The 16409-nt window shown below is 57.2% G+C and carries 5 protein-coding genes; 3 read left to right on the forward strand and 2 right to left on the reverse strand.

Annotated elements, in window-relative coordinates; all coding sequences use genetic code 11:
• Positions 1-87: 87 nt before the first annotated feature.
• Positions 88-648 (reverse strand): fimbrial protein, encoded by a 561-nt coding sequence (locus tag KBY08_RS18225; protein ID WP_024640726.1) that lies wholly within the window; start codon positions 646-648, stop codon positions 88-90.
• A gap of 352 nt (positions 649-1000) precedes the next feature.
• A complete protein-coding gene (locus KBY08_RS18230) occupies positions 1001-6049 on the reverse strand; it encodes an RHS repeat-associated core domain-containing protein (protein ID WP_225651228.1) in 5049 nt (1682 codons plus the stop codon).
• A gap of 282 nt (positions 6050-6331) precedes the next feature.
• Between KBY08_RS18230 and KBY08_RS18235 the strand changes: the two genes are divergently transcribed.
• The 3 genes from KBY08_RS18235 to KBY08_RS18245 are packed head-to-tail and all read left to right on the forward strand — an operon-like array spanning position 6332 to position 16386.
• Positions 6332-10624, forward strand: coding sequence for a hypothetical protein (locus KBY08_RS18235; protein ID WP_080395986.1), 4293 nt, complete (start codon positions 6332-6334; stop codon positions 10622-10624).
• 50 nt (positions 10625-10674) lie between these two features.
• Positions 10675-15864 carry an imidazole glycerol phosphate synthase gene (locus KBY08_RS18240; protein ID WP_225651229.1) on the forward strand — a complete coding sequence of 1730 codons (5190 nt, stop codon included), beginning with the start codon at positions 10675-10677 and terminating at the stop codon, positions 15862-15864.
• 36 nt (positions 15865-15900) lie between these two features.
• Positions 15901-16386 carry a hypothetical protein gene (locus KBY08_RS18245; RefSeq protein ID WP_024651635.1) on the forward strand — a complete coding sequence of 162 codons (486 nt, stop codon included), beginning with the start codon at positions 15901-15903 and terminating at the stop codon, positions 16384-16386.
• Positions 16387-16409: the final 23 nt, after the last annotated feature.

Here is a 16409-nt window from a genome sequence, read left to right on the forward strand (position 1 = left end):
CAGATCCGAAACGGACCTGAACGTATTGAAGATGCTTCACGTGAAAAGACTATTGATTCTTACACTGTGAGCGAATGGGTCGATGTATCAGTTGATTGCGACAACAAACTGTACATCCGCCGAAGCAGCACCGGCTTGAACGGTAGCCGCTGTCGAACGGTAGTAGGCGTTGAACACCATGTCGGTGGCACCGCCCTCAATCAGTGCATAAGGTGCCGATTGGCTGCCTGGTTTGATGGACGTCAAGGTCTGGTCCTTGATGACAATCGCGACGCCCTTTGCCCCGTCGGCAGTAGGGGTGACAGCGAAGTAGTCGCCGCTGCTGTCAGCGTTACCGATGAAGGTGACTTTGGCCGAATTCGGGTCGCCAGCCGTAAGGCCGCAACTGCCGTCGTCATTGACGCGCAGGGCAAAGCTCTTGCCAGAGAGTTCCTGACCGATGCCGGTAAAGCGGTTGGCCTCGATAGAGCCCATGTTCACCACGTTGCCGATAGAGCCATCGCCCGGATTGACTACTTCGATAGGGCAGGTGGTAGCGGTGATCTTGCCTTCGAAACGAATCGTGCCGGGGCCGGGGTTGGCGGATACGACAGTGCCGGTGAGTGTAGTCGCCAGAGCAAGGCCCAGTACGGATAGCATTTTGTTCACGATGAAAACCCTATTAAAGTTATAGAAGTAAAAATGTAACTATTTATGGTGTCTTGATAGACGGTTTGTGTTGTGTGTCATGACGGGGCGGGAGTTTACAGCAGGTGAGTTAGTTGCAAAGTCTCTGGAGGGCTTTGGTTAATGGCGGGCGGTGTAGGATATTTCCTAAACTAACGTGATACGTCTGGAGCCTTGAGTTTTAATGTTGTTTCGGGTTTTTACTGGGCGGTGCGTTGTTTATTCAGGCAGAGAATCCAAAAAGGGAAAATGTAAAGGTTGGAGCAGTAAAAACGTCGATCAAAATGCCGCCGACAGCGATGAGCCTTTGTCGGCGGCGGAAAGTCCAGCCTTATCACCGGCGAGGCATGTATTTAAGCACGAAGACGTTTTCCCCGAGTTTGCGAAGCCGTACTAAAAAACCCGTTCTGCCCGCAAGCCGTAACGGACCGCTGGACGGTGCTGCTGCAGGGTCATCTGTCGGTGTCCGCGCGCGCCTGGCGAAAGGGCCGCTCTCCGGCCGAGGGTTCGGTGTAGGTGGTTCAGGCCTGTTCACCCGCACTCTTGGAATCCTCACACCCCCAACAGGCCCGGGTGCGTCCATACTCGCTGGAGCAGATCCACGCCGCGTACCCGTTACAGAATCGACCGGTGAATCGTCAATCGTCCCGACTGAAACTCTACTCGCTGTCTCGGAAACTCGCCGGCTGGAAGCCTTGGACGCAGCCTTGATCGCGCTTTTAACCGCACTTCTGAATACCCCCCCAGCGATGTCTAAAGGTATCGCGGCATAGGCCAGGTATTCCCCTAACCGAAAGGCTGTCTCGTTTCCCTTCACCGCACCATAAGTAGTGGCAGCCGTTGATGCAGCCCCCAGAACGGTCCCTGCCGCCAGCAACCCTGTTGCGACGTAGGCCGCCGTCTGTGCGGTCATCGTCATACCCAGGACCGTTACAGGAACCGAGCCGGGCGCGGCCAATCCAAACGATGCAACTGTCGCGTAGGCACCCACTGCCGTGAACACTACGCCAACCGCGAGCATGATCCAGGTCTGTATTCCCATGCCCCCCGGCATCTCTGCAGGTATCGCATCCTCATCGGGCCTTCGCAGCCGGCCGCTCTGGGAGCTGGCGTCATGCCCGGTGGGGTCGCGCCAGGCAATGGGATTGCCCAGGCAATAAGTGTAGGGGTTGACCCCGCCTGCACCAAAGGGGCTCAAGGAATCAGGGCTGTGAAAACGCATCATGCCGGGGTTGTAGGCTCTGTAGCCATTGCCCAGCAGATACCAGCCCGTGTCTTTTTCGCATATTTCGCCGTTGAACCCTGCGACGCTGAGCAGCGCGTCGTCGCTGTGACGTTCTCCGTAGGCGCTGTAGACCGCTGTTCGCAGCTTGTCCTGCTGGAACTCAGCGAGCACGCTCTGGTTCGCATCCGTCAGCAACAGCAGGGTTTCTGCCGGTTCTCCGATGGTCTGCTGGCCGACGGGTTGCTCGTCTATGTACAGAAACTGAGTACGTCGGTCGTCCTGCACCGTGCTGCTCAACTGCTGGTCCTGATAAAAACGCAGTATTTCGCTGTCACTGCCATTGCGGGTGGTGGCCAGATGATCATGGCCGTCGTAAGCGTATGTGCTGATCGGCTCACCCGCCGGTTTCTCCACCCGTAAAAGGCGGCTCTGGCTGTCGTAGTACAACCGGTTGCCATGTTCGTCATCGAGCTGGTTGCCGTTGGCGTCATAGCGGAACGTCGGGTCCGGTGTGCCCCGTGGAGGCCTGTAGGTGATGCCGAGCAACTGGCATCGGTCCCTGGAGAGGGGATCGGGGTCATCCTCTTTGCCATAGTGGAAAAAGGCCATCTCAGTGCTGGCGTCGGCAAATTCGGTAGTGGTCTGGATCATGTTGTCCAGCGAGTCGAAGATGAACGTCTGCTTGAGTATCGCCCTGCCGGATGCGTGCACTGGCAATGTGCTGCCTGAATAGATGACGCCGGTCAGACGACCTCGAGCGTCATACTTGAATGTTTCCAGCAGCAGCGTGTTGCCTGCTTCCTGCAAGTGACGGCTTTGCATGAGCCCGTCGGTTTGCCATTGCTGTTCCAGCGTACGTACCGGGTGATTGCCTGCAATCTGCGTCCTGAGAATTTCCTGTCCCTGGTCGTCATACTTCATGCGGTTTACCAGGCGGGTTCCGGCGGCCTGGTCACAGGTTGTCATCTCACTGGGCTGACCCAGGGTGTCATACAGGATTGTCACCTCCACGTTGCCCTGCACAACGTTTTCTAGTCGGCCGAAATCGTCGTACCGGTAAATCGTTTCCACGCCTTTGACGCCACCTTTGATGCGGCCCTTGACTACGCCTTTAACCGAGTTTTTGACGTCTTTTTGTTCGACGTCGGTGCGATACATCGCACGGCCCTGCAAGGATGTCCGATGCACGGTTTTCCAGGTCCGGCCTTGTAGATCTTTCCAGGTCTCTTTGGTCAACTGGTTGTGCGCGTCATAAGCATAAACGCGCTTGCCCTGCTGATTGGTGGCAGAGGTCAGGCGGGCGCTGACGTTGTCATAGCCAAAACCGACGGTGTCATCCGGTGCAGTACTGGAGACGATCTGGTCGGTGAGTGCCAGGTTGTAGGTGTAGCTGATGTCATCGCCCTTGGCCGTTTTGCGGGTTTTGACCTGCCTGTGACCGTCCTCATACTCGTACTGCTCGATACGTTGCCCTGCCTGCGACAGTGTCAGACGACCCAGCCCGTCGAACGCCTGTTTGCCTGCCAGAGTGTTGGTAATGCCGTCCGAATGCATCATTTTCAGGCCGATCGGCAGCTCGGTGTTGCTGTGCGGTGCATAATCACGGTGCGCCTCGCTTCCATCCGGCAAGCGTGTTGTGACCATGCGCGACCAGGCGTCATAACTGAACAGGGTTGTGTGGTTTGACGCGTCGGTCTGCTCCGTGCAGCGCCCCAGTCCGTCGTAGAGGAAGGTTTGTGAACCCTGATCTTTTTCTCCATCTGCGTTCTGGGTCTTGATCTTGATCTTGATCTTGTCCGGCTTGCCGAACATGTTCAGCCAGGTCTCGCTGCGACCACTGATCAGCGGTTCTGCGTCACTGCTTTGCACCCAGGTCTTCTGAACAGGGCCTTTATGTTCTTCATTGCCGATGGGGTCGTAGTACTGGTGGGTCTGTACGCCGTGATCCGAGGTAATGACAGACTGGACGTTCCAGTCGTCATAGGCGTAGGTGTTTCGCGTGGCGAACCGTTGCTGGTTGGCGAACCAGTCATAATCCGTTTCGTGTTGCACATTGTTCCAAGCGTTGTATTGCGCGGTATGGATTATGCGCATCGCTTGCAGATCGTTGCTGTCGATGTGGTCCCGCTCCTCGAGTATTGCCCGGCCCAGGCCGTCCAGAACAGAGCGGGTCTTGACCTTGCGGGCGTCGACCAGCACTTGTTCTGCCTGCTGCCCCGCAGCGGAACACAGGGTGTACAGATACTCGCGACTGGCTTCATCACTTGAGTCCGGTGCGATCGTTTCTTTGGTCAGCCGGTTCAGCACGTCATAGACATAGCGGATCTCCACGCCTTCTTCCAGGGTCAGCAGCACCTGACCGGTCAACAACGACTGTTGTTGCTGCTTGCTTATGCGGGCGTTGTCGAAGCCGATCGTGGTGATGTCTATGAGTTGTACCGGGACCTCCAGTTGCCTGCTCTTGCTCTTGCTGTACTCGTAGACGGTAACGGTGTCGTTTCCATTCAGGGACTCGATATTTTTCCCGGTTCGACCATGCAGGAATGGCGCATCCGGCTGGTTGATGTACTCCAGCAGGACCTTCTGCAACTCTACACAGGTTCCATCGCTTTCAAGCTGCAGCAGCGTTTCGCTTTCCGGCACGATCCAGTCGGGTAACTCGCTGTCGGCCAGTGCAGGCAATGTCTGGTAGCGATAACGTGTGGCCAGGGTCGGGGCCCCGAGCTGCGACGATGGAGCGGGCTTGACCACTTTTTCTTTCAGTCGGGAGACAAACCCTTCCGCATCGGCCGGGCAACCGTCGCCACCGGCGGCCGGGTACCAGCTGCTGACTTCTTCGATCCCGTCGGCGCGGGTATGCACCAGCAGGTTGCCGTAACTGTCATAGGTATCGGTGACGGTCTCTGTGCGGGTCCGCTCAGGCGCGTCCAGCCGTTGCCAGCGGGTGGTGATTTCGCTGGGTAGCTGACAATCGTTGGGCTGTCTGGAGTAATGCTCGCCCTGCAGGATGTTGTAGGCGGTCGTGACCGTCAGCTGGTTTTTGTTCTGGGTGGTGACTTCAAGGGTCTGCAAGTGGAAGCGGTTGAAGGTCCGCTCTATGCTGCGCACGGCCTTGTTGTCGACCCACAGGCTTTCGGTACAGACATAGTTGTAGTCCTGCAAATATTTATAGAGATTGTCCAGGCCGTTGTCCTCCCAGGCGATGGGCAACCCTGCACCGAGAAAGTTTCGTGAGCGTTGCTGGCCGTCCTTGTAGGTATATCGCACATCGATCTTTGCCTGATTCAGGCCGGGATCGATGACGTGTTTTGTCACCCTGGGCACGGGCATGCGACCGGCGCTGGATGGAAACGCATGGCCCTCGTCCTGGTAGTAAACGTTTTCGCTGCTTCCAGCAGGTGTCTCCACATGCCTGACGCATAATTGATTGCCGTTCTCCAGGCCATATTCGAAGCGCCACGACGCTTTGTTTTCGGTGGGCAGGGTGATGCGCGATACGCGTTTGTCGCTGCCTGCGAGGGTCATTAGAAAGCGCGCCAGCGGAGTATCGCCGGTGCCTTCGTCCGGATGCAGATCCAGCTCGACGGAGGTGGTGCTGCGGGCAATTTTCAGCAGCGTCTGACCCAGGTCATCAGTGATTGAAGCAAGCCTGTAGGTGCTGCTGTTGAACACCGTGTGCTTGAGCGCAATGCTGTGCCCCGACGGCGCGATGATTTTCACCGGCCAGGCCATTCTCTTATTGCCGCTGCTGTGCAGCTCGAGGATTTCCACCAGACCTGATTTGTGCGCCACCCGGTAAGACTCATCGTCCAGTTTGTAGAAGTGGAAGGTGTCGAGCTTCTTTTCCGTCATCGTCAGTTGGCCGTTGCTGCTGGTGCCGTCGACCCGGAAGGTCTCGCCTGTGCTGAGGGACAGGATCTGAGTGGCAGGGTCGTACTGCGACAACTGCATGTTCCAGCCCAGGCCATAGCCGCTGTCCAGCGTATTGAGCTGGCTGTAGGACAGGTCGAGTCGGAACCCTGGCCCGCGCAGGTCATTGCTTTGCAGATCGGGCAAGCTGATCGATATGTTGTATAGCCCGGTGCGTGGGTCAACGCCGCTTTTCAGACAACTCATGAAATTGAGCGCGTTGGAGTGCACGGAAGTAGAAGCAGCCATGGAGCGGACCTCGCTGATTGATGCGTGACAAGCGCAGCGGTGCCTGACGATTGTGCAGTCCTTGCGCTCTGGTCATTGACGACCCCCAAGCCTGAACGCCCGAAGACGTTCGTGTGGCTGGAGGTCTTGCCTAACCCTAACAGTCCGTACCCGGGCAACAACCTAGCAGTAGTGCTAGTGGGCAACTGATGTGCATCGGCGTAAAAAAATCCTATCCGCATTCTCAGGGGCAACCCTTGCGATATACCCATTTCAGGCGGAAACGAGAAAGGAGTCTCACTCATGGCGCTGGATCTTCCCGCCCCCAAGGTGCCCGACCTGCAGCAGCCCGGGAACTACCTCGATCTTGATCAGTTGGGCGGTGCCGACCTGACCACCTGGATCGACTATCCAGGTATCAAGAACGGCGATCGGTTCATGCCCAACTGGCGAGGTTGCGGTGCCCTGGGCGCAGTGGAGGACTATGTCGGCGATGTTATCGAGGTCGTCGGGTTGCAGCCCGAAGGCATGCCCCTGTTGATCAATAATCCGTTGCTGATGAGGCTTGATAAGGGGTGGGTGTTTTACTCGTACATCGTCGAAGGTCGCCCTGATGAATCCCTGCGCCTGTTCTTCTATGTCGGTAAGCCACCGTCAACGGCCGCCGGGCTGGGGGTGCTGCAATGCAAGGAGTCTCACGATCTGAAGCTTGATCCTGACCTGCTGTGGCAAATCAGTGAAGTGTTGTTCGTGGCGCCGCCGTATCAGGCGATGCGCGTGGGCGACAGGGTGACCCTCACACTGGATCTTTATTTCGATGAAAGCACTTTCTGGTACTCGTTGGTCCGGTCCCGGGAATTGACGGTGAAAGAGGTGGGCCAGCCTCTGCAGTGGCCGATAGGGTCCAACGAACTTGCGCCAATCAGAGATGGCTTCGCTCTGATGAGCTACCGCATCGAGTATGCCGATTCCACATTGACAACGGTTTCGGCCACTCAGTCGCTGGCTTTCGTCGCACCGTCAACGGCGTTATTGCCCGCCTTGACCATCAAGGATTTCAACGGTGGCTCACTGGATCCGGAAGCCTTTCCTGACGGCGTCACCCTGCTGGTCGATCCTTTCGGCATGCAGATCGATGACGATGTCGTGGTTTATGTCTCCAGCGGCAATCGGCTGGTGCAGACCCTGCGGGCCGACCTCTCCAATCTCGACAGTGGCGTACTGCAGTTCTCGCTGGCTCAGGCCTGGCTTTCTGCCAATAACGGCAAGGAAATCGAGCTGGTGTATCAGTACGCGCGACCGGGCAACGCAGCCAGCTCGTTACCGCGCAAGGTCATTCTGAGTCGACCGCTCGATCTACCTGCGCCCGTTATCGAAGACGCCATCATTGACGGCTCCGGTGAAGGGACCGTCACGGGCTATATCTTTGCCTCGCAGCTGCAGAGCGGGGTGACGATTCGCATACCGAAAGAAGCGTTTATCGGCGACGATTACACGGTACAGATGCATTGGGAGGGGTACACAAGCACGGGCAGCTTTATCGCTGATCCGTCGCCGGGCGATCCGCGCCTGTTCGTCATCCCGCCCACAGCGGTCCCGGCCAATATGGGCAAGTGGGTCGCCGTGTACTACAAGGTCGTCTCAGCGTCGCAATCAGGCACTTCGCAAGTATTCAATCTGGAAGTCAGAGCCCTGGGCTCCGTCTGGCCGTACATCCAGATCATGCGACCACGCGTTACCGATGCCCTGCTTGACCTCACCAGGGTCCCGCCAGAAGGTGCAGGTCTGGACCTGGAATCCTGGGCCTACATGGCTCCCAGGCAACGGGTACGCATCAAGGCCACTGGCTTGCTGTCGTCGGGCCTGGAGCAAACGGTCGGGCTACGTACCGGCGCTGCAGAACCGGTCAGCGAGGCGGAACACCAGGCCAGGCAGCTGTCGGTAATCATCCCGAGGGGGTTTCTGGAAAGTCTGCAAAGAAACAGACCGACCAACACCGTGACGGTTGAAGTCAGCTTTGATGAAGGGGCGAATTACACACAGTTTCCGTCTATCGATTTCACGGTGCTGGACGATGTTTTTTCACGGGCCGGCGGGCTGGCGCAGGACGCAACGGTCACCGGCATGACCCCACACTTACACGGACGTAATCCTATGGCTACTAACACGCTGAACAACCTGACCGAGTGGATGAAAGACCCCGCCAATAATGTGATGTGGGGCTGGGATTCCATCGCGGCAATGGCCCGAGGCAAGGTGAATAACCTGTTGCTTCAGGAGTACATCGCGCGTTTTTCGTCGAACGCCTATCTGCAGCCTGTGAGCGGAGAGGTGGCACTGAGCGACGGGTTTAAAGAAAATATTCACAATTTCATTCTGGATGCGCCCAGGCTGGCGTTCACGAACGATAACCTCGGTCAGTCGCATGCGACATTGACCTGTTCGGTTCTGGGCGGAACCCAATTGACGATGAAGAATAACGTCGACAATTGGGAAGCCTACAGAATTATCCATATCGATGCGCTGCAAGGTCCGAAACTGACACTGGATCTCGCGCTGGAAAGGGTCCCGGGTGATGTCCAGAGCGATGGCCGGGTGCGGCTCGACCTCAAGGACAGTGATAATTTCATTCTGACCTTCGCGGTTGACAGGGCTGACCGGGCACTTGGCGGGGATTTCTTCAAAGCCCTGTTCAGTGCGTTGCCGGACGAACAGCGCGTATGGACGCTGGGCGTGATCAAGCATGGCAGCAATAATCTGATGCACCCCCAGTCGTTCAAACTGCGCACCCAGACCAATCCTGCCGCGCCTCTCGACCCGCAGGCCGCCAACTACGGCGACGGGGCCGTGCTGGTGTTCATTCGCCTGGCGGGCAGTCAGGAAGGTGGCGACATCCCGGTAGAGTACCAATACCTGATACCGGATGATGCCGGGAAAGATTATTCGGCCACGGTGTTGTTCAGTGCGGAGCGTACGTTCAAGGCGGCACTGTTCATTGGCGAAGTGACCAAGACCATTGCTTCGATTATTGAAAACGGGGTGTTCAACAGTGTTCATGACGGCTCCGGCCGCTTGATCAAGGCGACGGCCACGTCGGGCAGGCTGACGACGTCCGAAGCGAGCAGCCAGGACGTCAAGGTTGACATCAATGGCGTGGCGGTCTTCGCAAATGTCTACAAAGCCGGGACCTGGCTTGATGTGTCAGGGAGCACGCCTTTGTCTGTGGAGCTCATTGGCGATGGCACGGTGGCACTGACCTGGAAGTCCAAAGCCACCCCCAGCGTTGTGCTTACGTTGCCAGGCCATGGGACGCTACTGGTCATGAGCAAGGTCGTCACGGTCGATGTACGGTGCATTTATACCTTTGCCGAAGAAAACAACGACCTCGTTCTGATCCCCGGTCTCACGATAAACACCACCATCGATGACCTGACTTCCGTGGAGAACCCTCCACCCGCAAACAGCTTTTCATTACTGTTGTTAATAACGTCGGTAAAAAGCAATTTCGAGAAGCTGAACAAGGATCCGTTCGAGTCCGACATCAAAGCCGTACTGGCACGCAAACTCGCTACTCGTGTGCCGATCAGCGCGTTCATCCGGGACAGTATCGATCTCAATTTCAACGAAGCCATTGTGCCTGACGTACTTCGTGCACCCAGAGATATAGCCGCCTTCGGCCGCATCAACAGTTCCGGGGCAGACTTTGTCGTCAGCCCGGCGGAGCACCTGATGGTCGTCGACAGTTCCACCACCTTCTCCATTCAACCGCCGGGTGCGAATGTGACGTGGAGTGTCGAACGTCTGCAAGGTGATGCGCAGAACTTCGGTGCCGTCAACGGCACCGGCCGGTATTACGCGCCGGAATCCTCTTTGACCGAGCTTGCGTTCACGCGTGTTCGGGTAACAGCCACTGACCTGAAATCGAACGATCGAAGTTCGGCCCTGGTCACGATCGTCACCAACCCGATCACCCTCAATCCATTGATTCAGGTGTGTGACGCCGGGCAGACCGTGGAACTGCAGGCAGGTTCGCTAGGCACCGAAGAAATGGACTGGTCGCTCAAGGATCCGGTGGCTGGCGAAAGCGGTGTTCTGGAGCCCAGCGCACTGGCCGATGGTGATCATCGTTACGTCGCGGCGCCAAAGGTGACCGGTAAAACCTATGTTCTGGATCAGATCGTCGTGACCAGCCAGCAGGCGAGTGTTTCGTCGTGGGTACTGGTAAAGCACCAAGTCCCACTGTTAACCGTAAAAGTCGTAAAAACCGTGGAGGTTTCTGAAGTTCTGGACGTTGAGAAAGTCGGGGAGCACGTGGACGTTGTGAACATTCGTGCCGATCAGGTTCAACTGCAAGCGTTTGCCAATGGCCTTACGCCGCCCGGCGTCAAATGGAGAGTGGGCGCCGGGCGCGGGCGCATCGACGACGGCCTGTACACCCCCGACGTAGCGTCAACTGACCGGTTTGTGCTGATTTTTGCCGAGGCCCCGAATGCAATCCTTGGCGTCATAGAAGGGCATATCGTCTTGCCACTACCACTGGACCGGTTTGCCACGGATCTGGAATTGATGAAAGGCAAAAAAGCACAGGCGTTCTAAGCGGACGTGCGCGACGTCTTATCTATATCAACATCACAGGAGGTGATGTCATGGCTGGTTATTCAGCGGAAAGTCTGCTGGCATGGATGAAAAATACCACGCGTCTCAGAGGCTGGGACGCGATCATTGCTCTGGATGGCGACAAGGTCAACGAGCTGCTGGAACATGTTTACCAACAGGGTGTGGCTCAGGGGCTGTCGCGTCCGGTGCCGGACGGAAGTATCACGATTCCCGATACGCATGATGCTCATTTTTTCTCGGGTTGTGTTCTCGGGGCGCCGACCTTGTCGTTCAAGGACAGTGTTCTGGGACATTCCCTGCTGGCCTGGCGCCTGCCAGTTATCGCCGGCATGCATACCGTGGTAGAGAGCGCTCAGGGACAGCACAATGTTCACAGAATCGCTGCCTACGATCCGCTGAACGCGCCGGACCTGGATTTCGATCTGGAACTGAATAGTCAAAGCGCGGATCTGGTGGTAGAGCTTGGCCTGGCTAAAAACCTTTCGCTGGATTTTCCGGGCGGTTCTACTGAACGCAGCAAGATCGGCGAGTTTTTTCAAGGTTGGTTGAGCAACCCTGAAAATCAGGAGCAGAGGTTAAGGCTGGGTATTTTCAATGAGCAGAGCAACGAATTGCTCAACGTGCGCAGAATTGATGTGCGGTCACAGCTGGAAAGCCCCGATGCTGTATCGGTCCATAAAAAAGGCGCCTTGTTGCTGTTCACGACCCTGGAGTACGGGGTGACGGGCGGGATTCCGGATGGCGATTCTGACTTTCGTTACCTGATTCCCAACGATGCTCAGCATTCGTACTCGGTGACCGCCGTGTTTTCCTCCCACGCGCTGCACCGCGCTGCCTTTGGTGGTGCGGTGATACAAATGCTGCAAGCGCCCGACTTCAGCTTCATCGTTCCGGAGGATAAACCGCTGCAGCGAATGGTCGCTCAGGCCGGTACTTTTGCAGTACCGGCCGGAGACTACCGGAGCGCAGAATTTGTCTTCGAATCCGAACCTTTCAGTGTCCAGGCCTTCAACGCCCAGCATCCCCTGACCATTGATTTCGAGTACGCCCAGACTACGCAGACCTGGGAATTCCCCTGCACGCTGGGTTTTCGCTACAGGGCGCTGGACAGCGATCAATGGCAATCGCACAACGCCACCTTCAACATCAGCCTCAAGCACGAGTTTCATCTGATTGAAAGTGAGTCAGATGATCAGGCAGTGGAAGGGCATCTTTATGCACCTTACCTCTTCGACCATGAAGTCAGCGCCGCTCCAGGAACGCTGGACAACCTGAGTGCCAGAGAACTTGAGCAGATCAACGGCTTCGTGGCCTATACCGTCAAACACGCCTTGCTTCAAGGGTTGAGCAAAACCCTGGATGCCACCGGCGCCGAGCGCTTTCTGGCCGGCTGGTCATTGCCTGACGAGCAAGTGCTGCAACCCGTACTCAAACGTCTGCCTTATGACCTCGCGTTGTTCGGTCGTATCGATCCCGCTGCGTCCACGTTCAGTATCGTCGAGCAACAGGCACTGATCAGTACAGGCGAAACGCTGCAATTGACCACCCGGCCTGCGCGCCCGGGCATCGTCTGGTCGCTGGCAAATCCATTGGATGGCGGTACTGACGGTCTGGGGGAAATTGATGCGCAGGGTCGGTATGTGGCTCCCGCAGCACTGCCCGTGAGGCAGGGTTTTCAGCGTGTACTGATCAAGGCGATGGACCCCGTGTCGGGGCATGGCAGTACCGCAGTGTTGACGGTGCTCACCAGCAGCGTCAGCGTCAGCCCGTTGATTCAGGTGTGTAATTACGGTCAACGGATAGCGCTTTCAGCACGCAGTTCGCGCGCAGGCAACCTGAAATGGACGGTGGTCGATCCGGTGCCCGGACAAAGCGGGACGCTTGAGGATGGCGTCGATGCGCCGCATGAAAAATTTTACGTCGCCGGTGCAGGGGGGGCAGGGAATACCTATGTCCTTGACACAATAACGGTCAGCGATGACCAGCACACCGAATCAATCCAGGTACTGGTTCTTCGCCACTCACCGATGCTGCCCATCACGCTTGCCAGCGTCAATGACCAGCGTGCCGAGCTGACAGTCGTCGTCAATGGCCACAAGCTTCCAGTCACCTGGCGTCTGAGCGGGCCGGGCTCCATAGACGCCGCGGGTGTGTACAGCAGCGATTCCAACGCACCCGAACGCTTCGTTGTCGTGTTCGCAGAAATTATGGACGAGTACCTTGGCACGATGGCCGGACACCTGATTCTGCCGCTGCCATTGAGTGGCTCCTCCGGTGTATTGCAGGCACTGACCGGCCCCGCGCTGGGCACGGCGGGTAATACAATGCCCCGTTCACTGAGCGCTATTGTGCAGCAAGCCGGTGCAGGTACCTTGACCCAGGGCTGGGGAGCCGTCGCGGCGGTCAGTCGCAGCGATCTCAACCGGCATATCGAGCAGCAATACATCGAGCGCTATCGGGAGCTGGCCTTCTTGCCGTTGTTCACCGGTGAAATTGTGGTGGATGAGCGACAAGGCGACACTGTTCGTCTGAAGCAGGTCGTACTGGGTGTGCCGGTTCTGTCGTTTGTGGCTGACTCGGCGGGCTCCAGCAGTGTTCTTGTCACGATGAACATCGTGTCGGGCCGTTACAGCGGCTTGCATCAGCCGCAGGGCAGCGCAACCACCGTGTCCGGCAGCTTCATCATCAGCGAGCCCATGGGCTTCAGGCTGGCGATGACGGTCGATCTCTTCGTGGGAGAGGAGGGGCATGTGCTGCTCGATCTGGCTGACGGGGCTGGCGTTGCCTGTAATCTGGGCGGCGTCGATGATGCGATCAATCAGGCACTGGCAGATTTCTTTGCCCGGGAGTTCAAGCAGATTGCGCTTCATTGCCGGGTTTTCTCAGTCCTGCAGGCACAGCTCAATCGTTATCATGTTCAGACGCCAACCCGCTTGCGGCTCCTTACCCGCGCCGCGCCGCGTTCAAGCGACGCGCGCATGGACAACGCGGGTGATGGCGCGCTTATGCTGTTCATGCAAGCGCAGGATAGCGAAGCTGAAGGCTTGTTTCCGTCGGCAGATAATTTCGTTTATCCGATACCTGATGATCGCGGGGCAGACAGTCAGCCAGCATACGGCACGGTGTTGATGCTCTCGCAAGAGACTCAGTCGATGATCGAGCGTGAACGCTTGCAGGTGCTGGACAGCCTGAAGTTCAGCGGTGGACGAGTATTTGAACCGCTTGAGCGACACTGCCCGCACGACCTGTTGTTGTTTGGCAGCCTTCGTTCAACACAGGCCAGCATTACACCGCTGTTCTCGACTGTAACGGCCGGGCAGACCCAGCGCTTTGTCCTGCACAACCCGCAAGGCGAAGAAATACCGGCCACCAGCTGGAGTGCATTAAGCATTCAAAGCCACGTGGCTGCCGGAAGCGGCAGCATCTCTTCCAGCGGCGTTTACACGGCGGCGGGCCTTGAGGCTATCGGCCATGACGCGCTGCGCGTCGTGATCACTGCCGTCTATCAAGAGTCAGGCGCTGTCGTCAAGGTCTCGGCGCTGGTGAGTGTGGTATCGCGGAGCCTGGAGTTGGCGCCACGTGTAACGGTGGTGCCAGGGGGGACTGCGCTGCAACCGGTCTCGCTGGCGGCTTCGACGCATGACGGCAGCCCGGTGAGCTGGGCGCTGCTGGGGGCGGAGCTTGGCAGGTTGAGTGAGGTCGGCAAGGGCGCGCTCTTCAGTCCGGATGCCAGGTCCGGTAAAAGAGCGCTGGCCGTGCAACAGATAGAGGCGTCGGGCAATGACCTTGGCATCGCTACGGTGCTTGTCGCCAACGGGCAGCAAATGCTGCACATCGAGCCGGCTTTTGTACCCAGAGCACGACCAAAGGTAGCGGTGCAGTTACAGGATGACCGCTCACTGCTGCCCGGGCTTGAGCGACGCTGGAAGGTGGTGGGTGGGGCCGGCACTGTTGATCGGCAGGGGCTTTTCATGCCGCCCGACCAGGCGCTTGTCGCCAGTAGCGTGGTGAGCTGTGAAGTGGTGAACAACGGGGTGGTTCTGGCGTGTGGCTATAGCGTCATCGAATTGTCCGAAGTCATCGATGAAGGTACTTGGACCGAACTGTCGATGTTTACCATCACGGTCCCCGGCTCGCCATCGACTGAAAATAATACGGGTATTCTGTACCCCAATGGCTATCAGCAACTCAGGCTGCAGATCAAGACCCAGGTGATGCCGGTCGACGGTGTCGATTACGAGCTGAGCCCCGCCGAAAGGCTCACCATGCGCCTGGTAGACGATGGCACCCAGCAAGAAATCGAGACAGTAGCCCTCCATCTCGATGGCATGTCTGAAGATGATGAGCAGACGTGGCGCGTGCGTAGTCAACATAACCGCTTCGAGTTGTCCGGGGCCGGCGTTTTCGCTGCTGAGCCGGGCCTGGATGCGTCACGGCCAGTCGTGCAGGACTTCTATCTGCACAGTCGACAGGAATCGGGTTCAGTCAGCGTCTTCTACGCGAGATTTCAGGATGCCAACGACAATTGGTGGAACTCTGTGCGGTATGAAGAAGTGAACAGCACGGTCGAAATCACCCCGCGACGCTTGCCCTCGTTCGATAACCAGAATTACAACTTCATTCCGCGGCGTGCCGAGGGGTCAGGCGGAGATCCTTCGGCTGAGCGGCCTGAGGAAGGGGATAAGGATGACCCTTTCGACTTCAATCTCAACACCATCGATTACTGGAAGCTGAGTGTCGTCAACCCCGATACCCAGCAATGGGTAGGTTTCGAGAGGCTGAAGTTTATGCCCTCCAAGCCTGGCAGTGACGTGATCAATACCTCGATCATTCTCTGGGAGAGCGAACAGGTAGAAGAAAAAATGTTCAGTTGGACGGGTTTTATCTTCGACGACCCGGAAGTTATCGGCGATGTGAGCAAGGTGCACTTTGACGAAGCGCTCAAAGACGTGATGGGGGCCGATCACTCGTTGGACATCGACGTCAATATGGATCTATTCGAGACCGGCAAACTGATCATCAGCCTGCACCGCCTCCGGGGTCTTAAATTCATCCCGAAAGGTCATCCTGCACGCGACAAGTTGACGGGAACATTAGCCGTCCTGTTGATCGATAAGCAGGGCAATGCCCATAAACGGCGAATCAGTTTTCTGGCCGAGGGCCCCGGCAGGCGCAACCGTCTCATGCATACCTTCTATTCGGCAACTCGGTCCGAATGAGGCATTGATGCAACAAACTGACAGGGAGTCATTATCATGAATGCGCTAAGTAAAACCTTTGCCTGCATGGCGCTTGCAGGTTTGACAGGCTGTACGTTCGCCCCGTTCCAAAGGGCGGAGGCTGCGCCCCCGGCACAGGCGATCCGACTCATCATGCTCGCACAAAATGACGATGGCGGAGGCAAGAACTGCACCTTTACCGCCCAGGACGACGTGGTTTATCTCAACAGGGGCGATCATGCGTGCACGAACGATCAGATGAGTTATTTCAAGCTGGATAACGTGCGCTCCGCAGTAAAAATCCGCCTGGAGTCCAGAGATTGTGATGAAGAGGGAGGCTGGGTATTTGAACTCGAGACCTACATTGACCCCATTACAACACCCTGGATCTCCATCGACCAGCTCAGAGGCAAACCGATCGACACCATCATCAGTCGCGGCATTATTGTGACCCAGGCATATAGCGGTGATGAAAACATAAAAGGCAAGTTGTCCTGCGTCCGTGTCGATGTATCGGATTAGTCCTCGGTAACACTGGACCTGTC

It is taken from the genome of Pseudomonas sp. P135 (assembly GCF_020312125.1).
In the GTDB taxonomy this organism is placed as follows: domain Bacteria; phylum Pseudomonadota; class Gammaproteobacteria; order Pseudomonadales; family Pseudomonadaceae; genus Aquipseudomonas; species Aquipseudomonas fragariae.

What these genes read in the sequence shown, in the direction of transcription:
- KBY08_RS18230 (WP_225651228.1), bottom strand. Translation starts at nt 6,049, where the DNA reads ATGGCTGCTTCTACTTCCGTGCACTCCAACGCGCTCAATTTCATGAGT.
- KBY08_RS18235 (WP_080395986.1), top strand. Translation starts at nt 6,332, where the DNA reads ATGGCGCTGGATCTTCCCGCCCCCAAGGTGCCCGACCTGCAGCAGCCC.
- KBY08_RS18240 (WP_225651229.1), top strand. Translation starts at nt 10,675, where the DNA reads ATGGCTGGTTATTCAGCGGAAAGTCTGCTGGCATGGATGAAAAATACC.
- KBY08_RS18245 (WP_024651635.1), top strand. Translation starts at nt 15,901, where the DNA reads ATGAATGCGCTAAGTAAAACCTTTGCCTGCATGGCGCTTGCAGGTTTG.